The organism is Patescibacteria group bacterium, assembly GCA_038065255.1.
Lineage (GTDB): Bacteria > Patescibacteriota > Patescibacteriia > JACQRZ01 > JACQRZ01 > JBBTRI01.
In genome coordinates this window covers 1-16,040 of the sequence record JBBTRI010000007.1, presented here as the reverse complement: position 1 = coordinate 16,040, position 16,040 = coordinate 1, and the positions used below count along the sequence as shown (strand labels likewise).

General features: G+C 44.6%; 16 protein-coding genes and 3 tRNA genes. 11 read left to right on the top strand and 8 right to left on the bottom strand.

The genetic code is table 11. The features are described from left to right. Position 1: 1 nt before the first annotated feature. From AAB400_02525 to AAB400_02505, 5 genes are all read right to left on the bottom strand, one after another. Positions 2 to 88 (bottom strand) — tRNA-Ser (locus AAB400_02525). Between the two features lie 7 nt (positions 89 to 95). Further along, positions 96 to 371, bottom strand: coding sequence for a type II toxin-antitoxin system YafQ family toxin (locus AAB400_02520; protein MEK7648773.1), 276 nt, complete (start codon positions 369 to 371; stop codon positions 96 to 98). A 7-nt stretch (positions 372 to 378) separates the two neighbouring features. Further along, positions 379 to 669 carry a type II toxin-antitoxin system RelB/DinJ family antitoxin gene (locus AAB400_02515; protein MEK7648772.1) on the bottom strand — a complete coding sequence of 97 codons (291 nt, stop codon included), beginning with the start codon at positions 667 to 669 and terminating at the stop codon, positions 379 to 381. Between the two features lie 62 nt (positions 670 to 731). Beyond that, positions 732 to 2,981: a peptidoglycan recognition family protein gene (locus tag AAB400_02510; protein MEK7648771.1), complete on the bottom strand. Its 2,250-nt coding sequence runs from the start codon at positions 2,979 to 2,981 to the stop codon at positions 732 to 734. Positions 2,982 to 3,169: 188 nt separating this feature from the next. Beyond that, the gene (locus tag AAB400_02505; GenBank protein ID MEK7648770.1) at positions 3,170 to 4,423 is read right to left on the bottom strand and encodes an O-antigen ligase family protein; all 1,254 of its coding nucleotides are present in this window, start codon (positions 4,421 to 4,423) and stop codon (positions 3,170 to 3,172) included. Between AAB400_02505 and AAB400_02500 the strand changes: the two genes are divergently transcribed. Continuing rightward, positions 4,424 to 5,671, top strand: a complete 1,248-nt coding sequence (locus AAB400_02500; protein MEK7648769.1) for a hypothetical protein — start codon at positions 4,424 to 4,426, stop codon at positions 5,669 to 5,671. On the opposite strand, the gene ychF is transcribed toward AAB400_02500, so the two are convergent. Beyond that, a complete protein-coding gene (gene ychF / locus AAB400_02495; GenBank protein MEK7648768.1) occupies positions 5,655 to 6,725 on the bottom strand; it encodes a redox-regulated ATPase YchF in 1,071 nt (356 codons plus the stop codon). The genes AAB400_02500 and ychF overlap by 17 nt on opposite strands. Before the next feature lie 349 nt (positions 6,726 to 7,074). Between ychF and AAB400_02490 the strand changes: the two genes are divergently transcribed. Genes AAB400_02490 through AAB400_02480 form a run of 3 tightly spaced genes read left to right on the top strand, consistent with a single transcriptional unit; the run spans position 7,075 to position 11,133 of the window. After that, positions 7,075 to 7,782, top strand: coding sequence for a YebC/PmpR family DNA-binding transcriptional regulator (locus tag AAB400_02490; GenBank protein ID MEK7648767.1), 708 nt, complete (start codon positions 7,075 to 7,077; stop codon positions 7,780 to 7,782). After that, positions 7,783 to 8,277 (top strand): crossover junction endodeoxyribonuclease RuvC, encoded by a 495-nt coding sequence (gene ruvC, locus AAB400_02485; GenBank protein MEK7648766.1) that lies wholly within the window; start codon positions 7,783 to 7,785, stop codon positions 8,275 to 8,277. A 9-nt stretch (positions 8,278 to 8,286) separates the two neighbouring features. After that, the gene (locus AAB400_02480; protein ID MEK7648765.1) at positions 8,287 to 11,133 is read left to right on the top strand and encodes a PBP1A family penicillin-binding protein; all 2,847 of its coding nucleotides are present in this window, start codon (positions 8,287 to 8,289) and stop codon (positions 11,131 to 11,133) included. A gap of 17 nt (positions 11,134 to 11,150) precedes the next feature. On the opposite strand, the gene dnaN is transcribed toward AAB400_02480, so the two are convergent. Together dnaN and dnaA are read right to left on the bottom strand one after the other, a co-directional pair. Beyond that, entirely contained in the window at positions 11,151 to 12,275 is a 1,125-nt protein-coding gene (gene dnaN / locus AAB400_02475; protein MEK7648764.1) for a DNA polymerase III subunit beta, read from the bottom strand. A 235-nt stretch (positions 12,276 to 12,510) separates the two neighbouring features. Beyond that, complete coding sequence (gene dnaA, locus AAB400_02470) at positions 12,511 to 13,893, bottom strand: chromosomal replication initiator protein DnaA (GenBank protein MEK7648763.1); 1,383 nt, start codon at positions 13,891 to 13,893, stop codon at positions 12,511 to 12,513. Between the two features lie 185 nt (positions 13,894 to 14,078). Here dnaA and rpmH point away from each other — a divergent pair, with 185 nt between their 5' ends. The 7 genes from rpmH (at position 14,079) to AAB400_02435 (ending at position 16,040) form a co-directional block, all read left to right on the top strand. Next, the gene (gene rpmH, locus AAB400_02465; GenBank protein ID MEK7648762.1) at positions 14,079 to 14,222 is read left to right on the top strand and encodes a 50S ribosomal protein L34; all 144 of its coding nucleotides are present in this window, start codon (positions 14,079 to 14,081) and stop codon (positions 14,220 to 14,222) included. Positions 14,223 to 14,226: 4 nt separating this feature from the next. Next, the gene (gene rnpA / locus AAB400_02460; protein MEK7648761.1) at positions 14,227 to 14,571 is read left to right on the top strand and encodes a ribonuclease P protein component; all 345 of its coding nucleotides are present in this window, start codon (positions 14,227 to 14,229) and stop codon (positions 14,569 to 14,571) included. Between the two features lie 2 nt (positions 14,572 to 14,573). Beyond that, the gene (gene yidD, locus AAB400_02455) at positions 14,574 to 14,810 is read left to right on the top strand and encodes a membrane protein insertion efficiency factor YidD (protein ID MEK7648760.1); all 237 of its coding nucleotides are present in this window, start codon (positions 14,574 to 14,576) and stop codon (positions 14,808 to 14,810) included. A gap of 7 nt (positions 14,811 to 14,817) precedes the next feature. Further along, on the top strand, positions 14,818 to 15,576 hold the full coding sequence (locus AAB400_02450; GenBank protein MEK7648759.1) for a YidC/Oxa1 family membrane protein insertase: 759 nt from the start codon (positions 14,818 to 14,820) through the stop codon (positions 15,574 to 15,576). After that, a complete protein-coding gene (locus tag AAB400_02445) occupies positions 15,573 to 15,905 on the top strand; it encodes a hypothetical protein (protein MEK7648758.1) in 333 nt (110 codons plus the stop codon). Before AAB400_02450 ends, AAB400_02445 begins: the two co-directional genes overlap by 4 nt. Continuing rightward, positions 15,891 to 15,962, top strand: a tRNA-Arg gene (locus tag AAB400_02440). The genes AAB400_02445 and AAB400_02440 overlap by 15 nt, the downstream gene beginning before the upstream one ends. 7 nt (positions 15,963 to 15,969) lie before the next feature. Continuing rightward, positions 15,970 to 16,040, top strand: a tRNA-Ala gene (locus AAB400_02435).

Genomic DNA, 16,040 nt, shown 5'->3' with positions numbered 1-16,040 from the left:
TCGGAGAGGGAGGGATTCGAACCCTCGATACCCTTTCGGATATACATGATTTCGAGTCATGCGCTTTCGACCACTCAGCCACCTCTCCATGACTATCAAAACAAATCTGAATGTGATCCTATGCGATGAAGATAGACCACTCTTTCCTTTTGGTCAATGGTATAAATTAGTAATATATCAGGTTGAATGTGGCACTCAAGACACCCTCTGTATTTTCCCATGAATAGATGTGTCTCATACCGCCGTTCGAGCGGCTCTCCGTTCAATAACAGGTTGAGTGCATGCTCAAGCGAAGCTCGGTCAAACTCAGGATTTTTGCTGACTCGCTTATAATCCTTTCGAAACTGCTTTCGGCGCAGGAGATCAAACATACACACATCATCCTTCGAGATCGGCCATTAAACCCCTCACAGAAGAAAACCGTTCTCCCGTTGATGGCTTCTCATTGATTGCGCGAAGCAGAATGCGCTGATTTTTTGGCGACATAACATGTGGATGCATACACGCATTCAGCTCAAGGGGAACCGACTGCGTTCGTTCAATCTGCTTACAGAACATCTTGATTGCTGTGCTCATATCAAGCCCCAGATCGTCAAGAATATTTCGAACGGCATTTTTTGTTTTCGTTTCAATACGCACCTGAATTTGGGTCATTCGAGGTTGGGGCATATGTAGTTACGCTATGGATCGTGATAGTACTGTATTGTATTTACAATACATTGTCAATACACCTATTTTTTTCCTTTTTTCTTCTTTCCCGGCACTGGATCAACGCGCACCTCCTGATCAATGCCGCCAACATACTCTTCACCCGATTTCACGTAGACTTTCTGCTTTCCATTTACGAACGAAAGGGTGTGCCGATAGAGCCCTGGTTTTGCAGGTATGGCGAGATTGAATGTTAGAGTGGTTGTTTCCCCTGGTTTTACTGTTTTAAGCGATTGTATAACGCGTGCGTTTTTCCATTTTGTACTGCGAAATGGCGAAACCCCCTTGCCATCAATTGCTTGTGTAGTCAGTACGGCGTTCTTCCATTCTCGTATACCGGTATTTTTTATCACGAGTGTTGTTTGTGGCTTCCACCTCACTTGTGCCGTTGGTGCATATTCCAGTTTCACCACCTCTGCATCGTATGCGGGCTTTACTGTCACAACAAGCGGTGTGTAATCACTGCCGGAAACTTTTTTTTCTTTCACAAGAAGGATGGTTGTTTCTTGAAATATCCCAAGATACGGAACACTTACAAGAAAAGAAAATGTCGCCTGTTCTCCGGGCGCTACCTCTTTTTCATCAAACGCAAATTGCCCATTTGGTTTCTTCCACGAACGGTCTTTGAGATCTGATGTGATCCCTTCACTGTTTTGCAGCGCCAAAAGAACTTCCCCCCGCTTCCATGGTGTCGTTCCTTTATTGGTAAAATGAATGGTTATTTTTCTGCCCGGTTCATCGGTAATTTCAGGAGCGCCGTCTCCTTCGGTACGTAGTGCCGCAAGCTCAAGACCCGTATTTACCACCTGTACACTTGCATCGCTTGAGGGAATCCAACCCTTCTGCCCCAGGGCCAACGTGAACGTCTGCTGAGAGATAAGTTCATCCGGAGGATCAGCAAGCTTCATAACAAATGTCCCTGCGCGCCGAGGCTCAACATTTGCCGCCGTAAGCTTTCCCTGTGCAAGCGCCGTCTCAACCGGTGATTGTGAAGCACGCTCCTCGCGACTGGCAAGATGCAATGCTTCCAATGAAGCAATTTTTTCTTTGATTGCACTTGATGTGATTACAAGCGGCGCCTCTCCATAACCCCGCCAGGTAGTCGTTCCCGTATTCCAAAACATCGCCGTTACTTCGCGATCGTCATCTTTTTTCATTTCTACTACTGCCGGGTTGAGTGTGATTTTTTCAGCTGCATATTTGCGTGGAATATCGCGAACAAGTGTACTGTACGCCTCGGCTGCATCTCGAACAACAGAGGGCATATCCGCATAGAATGCGCTTCCGGGACAATCAGTGCAATCGAGGTCACGGTGCGCCAAAATATTCGGATAAACAGCATCGATAAAAAATCCTGAACCTGACGGATCGATATCAAATTCCCATGATTTTTGCGCAATGAGCTGCACAAGACTATCGCGCGCCTGAAACGATGGCGTATCGGAAGAAAACGTTCCAAGCATTGCGATACCCATACTCCCCTCATTGAGTGAAAGGTTGTTTGTGGTAAACCGCGTACACGCTTTACTGCGATGGACATGTCCCGCCACCACGCCATCGCCGCCAAATCTGCCTTCCCAAATTTTTCCAGCCGGATCAATAATATAATTATAACCAACATCCCCCCATTTTTGGGAATAGGTATGATACGAATAAATGCCGCGCACTGCTTCGCGGTAATCCGCATCGGTTACAACACCGTCCCCCGTCACATCGCGCACTGCTGTTGCGGTATGATGAATAACTATTTTTTTGACGGTTGTATAGTTGCTTTTCCAAAGCTGATCCCGCCTCACCTCTTGCAGTTCAATTGAAGGATCGAGCCAATCAGAGCGCTGCATAAATGGCAGTTGTGGCAATATTGAATTCACCGCCATACGAACTCTCTGTGGTAAAAGTTTTTTTGCAGGCGGAGGAAGTGAATAGGTAATAACTCTCGTCTGCTCCAATGCCTGTGCGCTCCGCAGTTGAAACGCACGCCCTGCATGAACCACAAAAGTATATGCACCCCTTTCGGCAAAACTTCCATCGGGACGATCTTCTTCTGGGGTTATTGGCGTCCAATCAATCCATCGGCTTTCATCAAACAATCTCACATCAAGGTGCGTGCCATGCGGTACCTCAACAACTGCGTATCTGAACACTGAAGGTGCTTGAAACACCCGTGAAGTACAGATATCTTCACAGGTAAAATCTTGTGGTGAAATAGTGGTTGTATCAAAATGGATTGGCTGGGAATCGTCTTGGAAAAGGGCGCTCGCAATACTACTCATGAGAAATATTCCCGCTAGTATGGTGGCATAGAGGATAGCATGAGACATCCCGAATGACATCTGTCTGAAGGAATCTACGGACTGCGACGGCGGGAGTCGAAGAAATTTTCCAGCAGGAAAATATTCGTGTCCGACAGACAGATGCCTGAAGGGAGGATTTTTGCAATGTAAAATATTGTACACATTTCTCATAGTGCCGCTCTCCTTTGTCTATAAAGTATAAGCGCAAGCGCAAAAAACATCCACCACATAATCGCTAGGTCATTTTTAAAATACGGCACATCCACACTGCCGTGCACCAGAATCACAATCATCGCACCTCCCAGACCATATACCAGCGCTCGATTCTCTCTGCTTCGTGCAAATACAAGAAGTACAAAATACACAGCAACAAGAAAAACAACGCTTATAAGTCCATACAATCCCAGCTCGCTCCAAAAATTTAACACAATAGAGTGGGGATACAAAAAGATTTCTATTGCTTTTGCTTTGTGGTATGGCTCAAATGCTTTCTGGTATCCTGCGAGTCCCGCGCCGGTAAACCAGTGATCGCGGAGCATGGGGAGTGTTTCGCCCCACATAATCTGCCTCACTGTTCCCGACCATGTATTGAATGATAGTTTTTTAACAAGTTGATCGCGAACGACTGGTGTAATAGTAGCGATAAGCGCCCCTACTACAATCACTCGCAACACCCATTGTCGCGAGGTCTTACTCCATAAAACTCCGCCAATAACACCAGTCACAGCAAGCGCCACAAGCGCTCCTGTTGTTTGTGCGGCAGCAATACCCACAAGTAGTATGCCAACAACACCTAGCGCCGCTTTCTGTGTGATGCGTCCCCTCCCCGCCGCCAAGGCCACTACCAAAGGAATAAGGGGAGCGAGATACAACCCCACGGCATTTGGGTAGGGGAAAAAGCTTGTCGCTCGCCGCTCCGCTGCCCATGGCTCAGGGATGCCGTATCCTGTCAATACTTGGGCAATCGACACAAGCGCAATAATAACTGCGCCTATGCCGCATACCACCACCATACGCCTGATCTGCTGTGGTGTTGTGATAACCGAAATGATGATGATGAAAAAAAGAAGCGGTTCAAGTATATATGCTCGCCATATGCCAAGTGCCGCTCGCATATCAGGCGATACGACAACCGACACACTTGCAGAAATCACAAAAGCGATGATACTTACTGCAAGAGCTTTTTCGATGCGCGTTCGCACTCTGCATGCTCCAAGTAATGCATAGCGATACTTGAGAACAACAACACCTGCGAGCACTAGAAGTTCGAGCTCTAGTAGCGTTGTTGGTAAACCCACAAGAGAAAGCCTCACAAGATACAGGGGGGTTGTAGCAGCCAGTATATACACCCCATACTCAGGCGTCCGCCACGATACGATCACTAGTACGCTAAGCCATAGTATTACAGCAAACCATTCCATATGAACATGTGTTTTATTCTTGGAAATTGTCCCGAGCTTTCTTTGGCAGAACTTGCCAGTGTGTTGCAGGGTATGCGCATATCATTTGATGTTATTGGACAAGGGGATGATAGTGTTGAATTGCGCCTCTCAAAAAATGTTGACGCCAAAGAACTTATGACTATGCTTGGCGGCTGTATTAAAATAGGTTCATGGACCAAAGATATTCCCGCTCATGCGCTTTCCCCGGCACTGCTTTCAGAATATCTCGCAACAGAGCGCCCCAACAAACTCACGTATGGCATAAGTGTATCAAGCGTATCACACGTGCCAAAGAATAAAAGGATTTCTGCCCCACAATTGAAGCGCCTTGCATTAAGCATTAAAAAGGGGCTAAAACAGCAGGGCATAGCCAGTCGATGTGTTCTTCCGAGTGATGGCTCAGTCATGCTTTCGTCTGTTCAAAGTGAAAAAAACAATCTCACAAAACCCGGGGGTATTGAGCTTTTTGTCGTCTGTCATCCGGGCTCTTTCCGTCTCTATACGATTAGCGCCGTCCAGCCATTTGAGGATTGGTCGTTTCGTGATTACGGGCGCCCGCGCAGGTCAATGTCCATCGGCATGCTTCCTCCAAAAATCGCACGCATGATGGTAAATATATCCCAGTCTCCTTTTTCTGCGAACACTTCCCTTCTCGATCCATTCTGTGGAACAGGAACAATTCTTCAAGAGGGGTTGTTAAGTGGTATAAGTAATATCACGGGGAGTGATATAAGTAATGCGGCGATCGCATCTTCACGGGAAAACCTTATCTGGCTGCGAACCAACCATCCCTCCATCGCACGCGTTCAGCCATCTCTTCATATATGCGATGCGACAAATCTCCAGGATTGTTTTTCAAAAAAAATATTCAGTACTATTGTAACTGAAGTATATCTAGGGCCAATTATCCACGGCGCTGCATCACTCCCACAAAAAGAAGTGGCGGGGCTTGAATTTTTATATACTGCTTTCTTCCGCTCGTGTGCACGCCTTCTTATTCCACAAGGCCTTGTTGTTATAGCGCTGCCGTATTGGCCTTCGAGCAAGAGTGCCCCTTCTTTTTTACCATCGATTCTTTCCTCTATTGAACACTTGGGGTTCAAAAACATAACTCGTGCGCTTTTAGCGCCTTTTGCTACCCAACCTCAAAAGCGCAACTCTATTTTGTTCAGCCGTGAAGGCCAATCGGTTGGGCGCGAGATTTGTGTGTTTATGTTGCGAACCTAAACACCATAACATCCCCATCACGCACCACGTAGTCTTTTCCTTCAAGGCGCATGAGGCCCTTTTCTTTTGCGGCCAACTCAGAACCGGCATCGTTAAGATCCTTCCAATCAATCACTTCAGCGCGGATAAATCCTTTTTCAAAATCAGTGTGGATTACACCGGCAGCTTGCGGAGCTTTTGCCCCAAGAGGAATAGTCCATGCGCGCGTTTCTTTGGGCCCGGTGGTAAAATACGTAATTAAAGAAAGTGTTGCGTAGGCAAGGGCGATAAACTGATCCAGTCCCGTCACAGATATGCCGAGCTCTGTGAGTTCATCCACTGACAACTCTGCGGCTTCTGCCTCAAGCTTCGTACAAAGCTGCACACTTGGGTGCTGGTGCTTATACGGCTCGAGTGCTGCCTGTAGATTTTTGTCTATCTCCCCGCTCTCATCGGTATTAAAAACAGTAAGAACTGGTTTTGCCGTAAGAAGATTTAATCCGGAAAGAAGTTTTTTTTCTTCGTCTGTTAGAGCAACGGTACGCGCAAGTTCACCTTTCTGAAGTGCGGTAAGTACTCTTTGTGCAACGGCGAGTGTTTGTTCTAGTGTTTTATCGTGGCTGCTTTTTAGTTGACCCGTAAGCGCTGTGATTCTTTTTTCAAGTGTTGCAAGATCGGCAAAGATAAGCTCAAGATTGATTACTTCAATATCGTCGAGTGGATGGGGTTCGGCGCTCACATGGATTACGTTAGGATCACGAAACACTCGAACCACGTGGGCGATAGCATCCACTTCGCGAATATGCGCCAAAAATTTATTCCCCAACCCCTCTCCCTTGCTTGCTCCCTTCACCAGTCCGGCAATATCCACAAACTCAACTGCTGCAGGAATTATTTGCTCCGAATGCGATAGTGTTGCGAGTGTATACAATCGCTCATCGGGAACCTTCACAATGCCACTATTCGGCTCAATAGTGCAGAATGGGTAGTTCGCAATGTCTACTTGTTTTTTGGTAAGCGCCTTAAAGAGGGTTGATTTCCCCACATTCGGCAATCCAACAATTCCGATTTTCATACATAAAGGCACATAAAAAGGGGTGTATCCTTTTGCAGGCTACCCACCCCTTTCTTGCTTTTTATCTTGATGTCAATTTTTTGATTTTCTTTTGAAGTTTTCCGAAAACAATACTCTTCGCTCTGCTGAAGTTTCCTGTTCGTATAAGTGAGAGTACATAACCAAGAACCATAGCATTTTTCCTTATAATTAAGGCTTGAAAAGATTTTAAAACCGCGTATGATGAAATATGCGGTTTCTCTTCCTTGTGACCTTTTGTATAGTATAGTATACCCCCTAAGCAAGAACATGTCAAGTGGCCTCCTGGCACAATGGCTATGTGGATAAGCTGTGGAAATGTGGAAAGCGTATGTCTGGACACTCAAAATGGGCAACCACAAAACGAGCTAAAGCTGTTGTTGACGCAAAGCGCGCCACCGTTTTTACGCGCCTTGCAAATGCCATCACGCTCGCAGCGCGGGAAAAGGGCGGCGATCCGACAACAAACTTCTCTCTGCGCCTTGCAATAGAAAAAGCGCGTGGTTCGAATATGCCAAAGGAAAATATTGAACGGGCCATCAAGCGGGGCACAGGCGAAGGTGGCGGAGTACAGCCGGAAGAAATTATCTATGAGGGGTATGGGCCCGGAGGTGTTGCGATTCTTGTTCATACGCTTACCGACAATCGCAATCGGACGGTATCCGAAATTAAGCATATTTTTTCTTCCAATGGAGGGAATCTCGGGAGTGCAAATAGTGTCGGATGGATGTTTGAAAAACAAGGGGTGCTTGGTATTTCACAACTCCCAACCGAAGAACAAGAACTTGCGCTCATTGAATGCGGTGTAAACGATATCCAAAAAAACGGGGATGAAGTTACTCTTATTACTTCTCCTCAGGATCTCCAAAAAGCAAGGGCATGTGTTGAACAATTCGGCATACCATTAGTCTTCGCGGAGTTTGACTATCGCGCCACCACTACGGCGTCGCTTTGCCAAACCGACAAAGAACGGCTTGAAGTGCTTTGCAATGAACTTGATGGCCTGGATGATGTTACTGATTATTATTCAAATGTATAAATGCCACATCGCCGTACACGCACTATTATTGGCATAGACCCTGGATACGGCAGAATTGGCGTTGGAGTTATACGCCAAGACGGCGCACAGCTTTCCTGTGTATCATATGAATGCCTCATGCCGCCAAAGGCGGTATTCGCCGACAGGCTGCTCTTCATACACACAGCGCTTGGTATAGTGTTGCAGCGCCATGTGCCGGCTATTGTCGCGGTTGAAAAAGTATACTTTTTTAAAAACATAACAACGGCGATTGATGTATCCCAGGCACGCGGCGTTATCCTCCTCACTGCCCGATTGCAAACTATTCCTCTCTATGAATATACTCCCTTGCAAGTAAAGCGCGCTGTCACAGGATACGGCAAGGCCGATAAACAGCAGGTGCAAAAAATGGTACAAATACTCTTATCTCTTCCAGCGCTACCAAAACCGGATGATGCGGCAGATGCTCTCGCGCTTGCTATCTGTGCAAGCACCGCTCCCTATAATCTTTCTTAACAGCCCTCTATGCAGATATCTTATTCCTATTCACCGTCCCATAAAAGCGGTGGCAAGAAACCAACCCTCAAATACACTCGGCGATCTGTGAGTCGCGGCACATGGCTTAAACGACTATTTGTGGTTATGGGGATTTGTGGAGCCATAGGCTCAGTGGCTTTTATTGGCCTTATAGCATATTACTCAAAAAATCTTCCTGATCCAAATAAACTCATGGATCGCGCAGTCCCGCTGAGTACAAAAATATATGACCGATCAGGAACAGTGTTGCTCTACGATATACATCGCAATGAGCAACGAACACTTGTATCGCTTAAAGACATTCCTGAAGCGCTTAAGCACGCAACAATAGTTGCCGAAGATAGGGGATTCTACCAACATAAGGGGTTTGATTTAAAAGGAATTCTACGGGCACTTGCCGTAGATATTCTGCGCGGCCGCACAGCACAGGGGGGATCGACGATCACCCAGCAATTTATTAAAAACGCTCTCCTTTCATCCAAAAAAACGCTAACGCGCAAAATACAAGAGCTTATTTTGGCATATCAAATAGAGCGCCGTTTTACAAAAGATGAGATTCTCCAGCTCTATCTGAATGAAATACCTTATGGTTCAACTGCGTACGGTGTTCAAGCGGCAGCTCAAACATATTTTGACAAAGACGTTCACAGTCTCTCGCTGTCAGAATCAGTGCTTCTAGCTTCGCTTCCAAAAGCTCCGAGCTACTATTCGCCGTGGGGGAACAACCGCGACAAGCTTATTGCGCGCCAACGGAGTATTTTGCAATCCATGGTTGAAGAAGGATATATCACGCAAGTCGAGGCAGATGACGCCCTCGCTCAACCTCTTATATTCAGAGAAGATAGGCAGTCGATTAAGGCGCCTCATTTTGTTTTCTACATCAAGCAACTCCTCACTGATATGTATGGAGAGAAAGTTGTGGAAGAAGGGGGATTGAAAATTACCACAACGCTCGATTACGACAAGCAACAGATTGCACAAGAAGCGCTAGAAAAACAGGGTAAGAAAAATATATCGATTGGTGCATCAAATGCTGCACTTGTTTCTCTTGATGCGCGCACGGGTGAAATTAAAGCAATGGTGGGTTCGCGTGATTATTTTGACGAATCAATTGACGGAAGTGTTAATGTTGTACTCCGCAAACGCCAGCCAGGATCGTCATTCAAACCCATTGCATATGCTGCGGCGTTTCAAAAAGGATACACTCCCTCAACGATAGTATTTGATTTAAAAACAGACTTTGACACAACAGGCGCCAAGCCCTATACACCTCTCAACTATTCAGGTAAGGAATATGGTCCTGTCACCTTGCGCAAGGCGCTTGCCGGTTCGCTTAATATTGCATCGGTTAAACTTTTATATTTAACGGGCGTACCATTTGTTGTCGATTTTGCCAAAAAAATCGGGTACTCATCTCTTGAAGACCCTGATCGTTATGGCCTTGCACTCATACTTGGCGGAGGTGAAGTCACGCTTTTAGAACATGTGGCAGGCTTTGCATCGCTTGCTCAAGAAGGAAAACAAATCACTCCCTATGGCTTATTGCGTGTTGAAAGCAAGGATGGCTCCGTCCTTTTTGAAGCAAAGCCTCCTCTTTTTGAACAAACATATGACCCGGAAATTGCGCGAAATATCACAAGTATTCTTTCTGATAATAGCGCTCGTTCCTATATTTTTGGAACAAAAAATTATCTCACTCTTTCTGATCGAGCTGTAGCGGCAAAAACAGGCACAACGAATGATTTCCATGATGCGTGGACGATTGGATATACTCCGTCGGTTGTAACGGGTGTGTGGGTTGGAAACAATAATAATACGGCAATGCACAAGGGCGCTGATGGATCAAAGATTGCCGCTCCTATTTGGAATGAATACATGAAGCGAACTCTTTCTGTTGATGCAATAGAAAGTTTTACTCAACCAGCTCCCATCACTACGGGGAAGCCCATCCTTGATGGTGAGATAAGCGCAGATGAAGAGCTCACCGTTGATCGGATTACCGGCCTAGCAGCAACAGACACAACTCCGCTGGATCGCATAGAGATTCGCAAAACACGCAGTATACACGATACGCTTTATTGGGTTCAAAAAGACGATCCCCGCGGCCCCGCTCCCCAACAGCCAATACAGGATCCTCAATTTATGTCATGGGAGCGTGGCGTTCAAGAATGGGTGAAAAAAAATCCACAGTCACTCGCCACTACTCTTACTCATCCTCAAGAGTCGGGGTCCCTGCAAGATCTTCCGACAATCTCAATAGAGAGCCCGTTGGATAGTGAAAACATTACGGATAATATTCTCCAGGCGCGTGTCCAAGTACAATCAAGTCGTGGTATTAGGATGGTGCAATATTTTCTTGATAATCAACTTCTTGATACTGTTATTACCCCTCCGTACACGCTCCACCATACGCTTTCTGGGGGTGAGAATGGCTTCCACACCTTAACCGCTCTTGCAACTGATGTGGCGGGCGGCATACAGAGTGCTTCTATTACCCTCAACATTCTTTTAAACAAAAAAATTCCTGTCCCACTAATTAGCACTCCTTCACAGAATCAAGTTGTACAAAAAAATGTAGAGCTCACATTCAGCGGTTCGCTGGTCATTCCCCAAGGAGCGGATATTGCACACATAAAACGGATCCTAGCTTTTGTAAGCAGCTCTTCTTCTCAAAATCCTGTTACTATTGGTTCAGTTCAGAATCCGCAATCTTCGCAATGGTCATTTCTTTGGACCACACCTTCACAGCCCGGGGATTACACTCTAACCATCCAACTACTTGACTCATTAAATACTGTTATCAGCCAGCGCTCACTATCAGTATTTGCACCCTAAAAGTAGGGGATAAAAACTTATTGCCGTATCGGCATAATAAGATATTGGTATCCGGGCTTTTCTATTGGTTTAAGGATACAGGGATTTGTGTTGTCGATAATACTCAAAAGCCCCTTAGTACTTTCCAGTGTTTGAAGTCCATCAAGAAAATATTTATAGTTAAGGGTGATTGCATTTTCAGAGCCTTGCATTTCCACCTCGAGCTGTACAACACTTTCTCCTGTTGCGGCGTTCGATGAAGAAAACAATAATCTTCCTTGATCGCGATTTGTCGAAAGGCACTGGATGTGAATATCAGAAAGGGATGATTTTGAAAATAAACTTGTGGTTTTAACAGCCTTACTGCATTCATCGACATCAAGCACTATTTTTGTAGCAAATGATTGTGGAATAATTTGTGTATAATCCGGGTATGTTCCTTGGATGCGTTTTGAAATAAGCTGGTACGAATCGCAATAAAACGCGATTTGATGTTCATTCCATTCCATGCGTATTTTCCCGCTTGTATCCTGCTGCATCATACGCAACACTTCTTGTGCGGTACGAAGGGGGATAATAACACTTTCCGTAAGGGGTATTTCTTGTGATGGAGAAAGAGTATATTCTGCAAGCCGGTATGCATCGGTTCCCACGCACACAACAGTATTTTGTTCATGATTAAATAAACATAGTAATCCGCTTAATTCTTGTTTTGTCTCTTGGGGGCTTACTGTAAAAAGCGTACATTGAAAAGCTTTTTTTAATTCCTCCGTTTGAAATTCAAATTGTTGAGGAGACTCAAGTTGGGGAATAAGAGGAAATTCATTAGGATCAAGTCCTTTAATTTTTGTTGAATAATTTTGGCATTTAACATGGAGAATATTATTGTCATGGAGTTCAATATCTATTTTTTCTTTCGGGAGAAGAGAAATATATTCTGTGAATATTTTTGAAGGTAATGCAATACTTCCCTCTTTTTCTATTTTTCCCCGTATTGAGCATGATGCTCCAATTTCAAGATTTGTCGCGTAAAGCGTAAGAAGTCCATCCTGTGTTTTAAAAAGAATTGAAGAAAGAATGGGAAGACTTTGTTCTCGTCCGGTAATGTGGCTTACAAACTGCAATCCTTTTTGAAGATTTTCTTGAAGACACGAGAAGTTCACAGAGAAGAGTAGTAATGAATTATATTAAGAAAGAAAGAAGTAGAAGTAGTAGTAGTAGGGGCTGTGGATATGAGGATAAGGGGTAAAAAGAGTGTGGTTATAAGGAGAAAAGGTGGTTGTGTGTGTGGAGAAGTAGGTGAATAAATTATGGGTTAACTCGGAAAAAGTGTGGACAAGTCTAGGGAAAAAGAATATTCACATATAATACACAACTTTATTCACAACCACTTGTTAATTAAATATTATAGATTCTTTGGCGGATGAGATCAATCTCTTCTTTGATTTTTGGACTACCGTCAATATCCTTTTTAATTTTATTATATGCATGAATAGCGGTGGTGTGATCACGCCCTCCAAGCTCCTGGCCGATAGTAGGAAATGAACATTTTGTTTCTTCGCGCAATAAAAACATTACAATCTGTCGAGGAACAGTGAGTTCCCGCTTGCGGCACCCACCGGTAACATCAAGAATATTTATATTATAAAATTCTGCAACAATATGGATAATTTGTTTTGGTGAAAGGGATTTTTTTGCCGGTGATGATGTGATAGAGGAAAGGATTTGTTTGATTTTTTCAAATGTTAGCGGTGTTGAATTTAACTGGTTATAAGCAATAACACGGTTTAGAGCCCCCTCAAGCTCACGGATGTTATTGTGAATAATTGTCGCAATATAGTTAATAATTTCATTTGATATCCCAATGCCGCGCTCTTTGCATTTTGTATCCAAAATCGCAATACGCGTTTCAAGGTCTGGTGTTGTAATGTCTGCAATCATCCCCCATTCAAGACGCGAAAGCAGACGGCTTTCAATTGCAGGAATTGCTTTTGGCGGGCGGTCTGACGACACTACAAGCTGCCGATTTGTTTGGTGGAGTGTATTGAATGTATGGAAAAATTCTTCTTGCGTACCTTCTTTACTCGAAAGGAACTGAATATCATCAATCAAAAGCACATCAACACCGCGATAGAGGTCTTTAAGTTCTTTTACGCGCCCCGATCGTACGGCTTGAATAAAATCATTTGTAAATTTTTCACATGTAACAAAAAGTACCCGCTTTTCAGGATGTTTATTGAGTATCTCGTGCCCAACCGCTTGGAGAAGGTGTGTTTTACCTAGGCCCACACCGCCATAAAGAAAGAGCGGATTATACACTTCTCCGGGCCCCCCCGCTACGGCATGGCACGCTGCGTTTGCAAGTTCACAGTATTTGCCAACAACAAAATTTGAAAACGTATATCGCGGATTTAAGTTGTTGTAGTGGACAGGAGCATCGTTTCGCATGGGCGATACAACAGACGAAACACTTGGGATGGGATATGATGATTCTTTAACAAAAGACACCTCAGTGTTTTTTGGGCGTCGTTCTGAAATCTCAACCTTATAAATAACATCCTTCACGGGGCCTTGCGAAACATTGCGAAGCGCCTTAATAATCATAGGATGGTATTTTTTCTCTAAATACTGTTTTGTAAAACCATTTGGGACACCGACAATAATTCGATCGTTTTCATATGACACAACATATGTTTCTTTAAACCAGGTATTAAAATTCGGCTTGCTTAAAAGAAGTTCAAGTTCGCCGAGAGCGGCCTGCCAAAGATGAGATGTGTTCATAGGAGCCATTTTCCAAAAATTATTGAGGGACAACAGAGTACTAAAGGATCACACTAGTGTATCACGTTGGGTTTGAGAAAGGTAGACCAAACCAAGAGGATATGATGTGTATAAATTGTGAATAACATTGACACATACGCGCACACCACCTATACTCACTATTAAATCATACTTTCTAACCATCTATGCCCAAACGAACATACCAACCCAAGAAACGGAAGCGCGCCAAGAAGCATGGTTTCCGAAAGCGCATGACGACAAAGAATGGACGTACCGTACTAAAGCGACGAAGACAAAAGGGACGCAAGCGGCTTACTGTATCATCCTAATGGTGTGCTGTCAAAAGAGAATCGCCTCAGTGCTTCAACCGACGTTGTTCGCACGCTTAAGCGCGGCAGATCATGTCCATCAAAACTATGGCTAATAAAATGGCTACCAAACAATCAACGCCATCCACGCTTCGCGTTTGTCGTTTCCAATAAAATATCAAAGCGCGCAACAGTGCGAAATACCATCAAAAGAAGGCTCCGCCATGCAGTGCGTCAGTACGGTGTTTCAAAGGTACCAAATGCAGATATTATTGTGATCGCAAAATCATTTCTTGTCAACACCCCCTTTAAGGTCATTTCAAGAGCCTTACATGAAGAGCTTTCACGTTGTTTTTATGGGCGCTTCTGATTATGAATCAACTTTCACTTGTTTCCACTATTGAACTTTATCAGCGACTCGTGTCCCCCGATCATGGAGGTTTGCGTTTTTTGCACAGAAGCGGGTATTGTAAATATTATCCAAGCTGCTCTGAGTATGGCAAACACGCCATATTGAAATACGGAAGTTTTGTTGGTCTGGCAAAAACAGCAGTTCGTATTATCCGCTGTAATCCATGGAGTAAGGGCGGAATAGATTACTTGTTATAATAGTTATATGAAGGAATTATTCGAAACACTTCTCTACCACCCCTTTTTTAATTTGTTAATTTTTTTCTATTCCGTTCTTCCTATTCATGATTTAGGAATCGCCATTATTCTTTTAACTATTCTTGTCAAAGTAATTCTCTGGCCCATTTCTTGGCAGCAGCTCAAAGCACAAAAGAGCCTCCAAGAACTCCAACCAAAAATCAAGGCGCTTCAACAACAACATAAAGACGATAAACAGGCGCTTGGCGTGGCTCAGATGCAGCTTTTTACCGAGCACAAAGTCAATCCCCTCACCTCATGCCTGCCATCACTTGTCCAAATCCCATTTCTCATCGCACTATTTTATACGTTTATCAACGGGCTGAAAGAGCATGATTTTTCCATTCTCTATTCCTTTATTCAACAGCCGCAAGTGCTCCAAGAGGCATTCTTGGGAACATTTTCCCTAACAGCAAGCCATAATATTCCTCTTGCTATTGTTGTAGGAGCCGCTCAATTTGTTCAAGCGTGGATGCTGCTTCCTAAGACCGAAGCACGCGTAAAAGGAAGCAAAGATGAAGATATGACCGCAATGATGAATAAACAAATGACCTATATGATGCCAATCATGACGGGATACTTTAGTTATATATTCCCAAGCGGCCTTGGCTTGTATTGGTTCACCCATTCATTGCTGTCTATTCTGCAACAATGGCTTTTTGTGCGCGCAACACCTGCGCCACCACCACCATCGACACTGGTAATAGATGGAAAAACTCAACCATGATTCTTACAAAAAAACAACTATTTTCACTTACTGTTATTACGACACGCGGCATAGCGCTTGGCCGCGTAATCGACATCGAGCTAGACAGCGTATCGCAAAGTATCGTAACCTATCAAGCACGCCCCTACTGGAAGTGGCGTAAGACCCTTCAGGCCGGAATACTCCCCGCTTCCTTTCGCATTCAACGATCGCATGTAGTGCGTATAACGGAAAACGAACTAATTGTTGAAGATGCCGCTATCCCTGTTGAGGTCCGGCAAAACGCGGTAGTGTCGCCTTCCAAGCGCCAAGTCCCTCAAGAAGCGCCAGCACGCGCCCCCATAGTTTAATGGATAGAACAAAGGACTCCTAAGCCTTAGATCCGCGTTCGATTCGCGGTGGGGGCAGAAAAGCGGGCCTATAGTAAAACGGTATTACGCAGCATTCGCATTGCTGAGGTCCGGGTTCGATTCCCGGTAGGTCCA

Coding starts and splice junctions, on each gene's coding strand:
- AAB400_02520 (MEK7648773.1), bottom strand. CDS start 371: ATGTTTGATCTCCTGCGCCGAAAGCAGTTTCGAAAGGATTATAAGCGA.
- AAB400_02515 (MEK7648772.1), bottom strand. CDS start 669: ATGCCCCAACCTCGAATGACCCAAATTCAGGTGCGTATTGAAACGAAA.
- AAB400_02510 (MEK7648771.1), bottom strand. CDS start 2,981: ATGAGTAGTATTGCGAGCGCCCTTTTCCAAGACGATTCCCAGCCAATC.
- AAB400_02505 (MEK7648770.1), bottom strand. CDS start 4,423: ATGGAATGGTTTGCTGTAATACTATGGCTTAGCGTACTAGTGATCGTA.
- AAB400_02500 (MEK7648769.1), top strand. CDS start 4,424: ATGAACATGTGTTTTATTCTTGGAAATTGTCCCGAGCTTTCTTTGGCA.
- ychF (MEK7648768.1), bottom strand. CDS start 6,725: ATGAAAATCGGAATTGTTGGATTGCCGAATGTGGGGAAATCAACCCTC.
- AAB400_02490 (MEK7648767.1), top strand. CDS start 7,075: ATGTCTGGACACTCAAAATGGGCAACCACAAAACGAGCTAAAGCTGTT.
- ruvC (MEK7648766.1), top strand. CDS start 7,783: ATGCCACATCGCCGTACACGCACTATTATTGGCATAGACCCTGGATAC.
- AAB400_02480 (MEK7648765.1), top strand. CDS start 8,287: ATGCAGATATCTTATTCCTATTCACCGTCCCATAAAAGCGGTGGCAAG.
- dnaA (MEK7648763.1), bottom strand. CDS start 13,893: ATGAACACATCTCATCTTTGGCAGGCCGCTCTCGGCGAACTTGAACTT.
- rpmH (MEK7648762.1), top strand. CDS start 14,079: ATGCCCAAACGAACATACCAACCCAAGAAACGGAAGCGCGCCAAGAAG.
- yidD (MEK7648760.1), top strand. CDS start 14,574: ATGAATCAACTTTCACTTGTTTCCACTATTGAACTTTATCAGCGACTC.
- AAB400_02450 (MEK7648759.1), top strand. CDS start 14,818: ATGAAGGAATTATTCGAAACACTTCTCTACCACCCCTTTTTTAATTTG.
- AAB400_02445 (MEK7648758.1), top strand. CDS start 15,573: ATGATTCTTACAAAAAAACAACTATTTTCACTTACTGTTATTACGACA.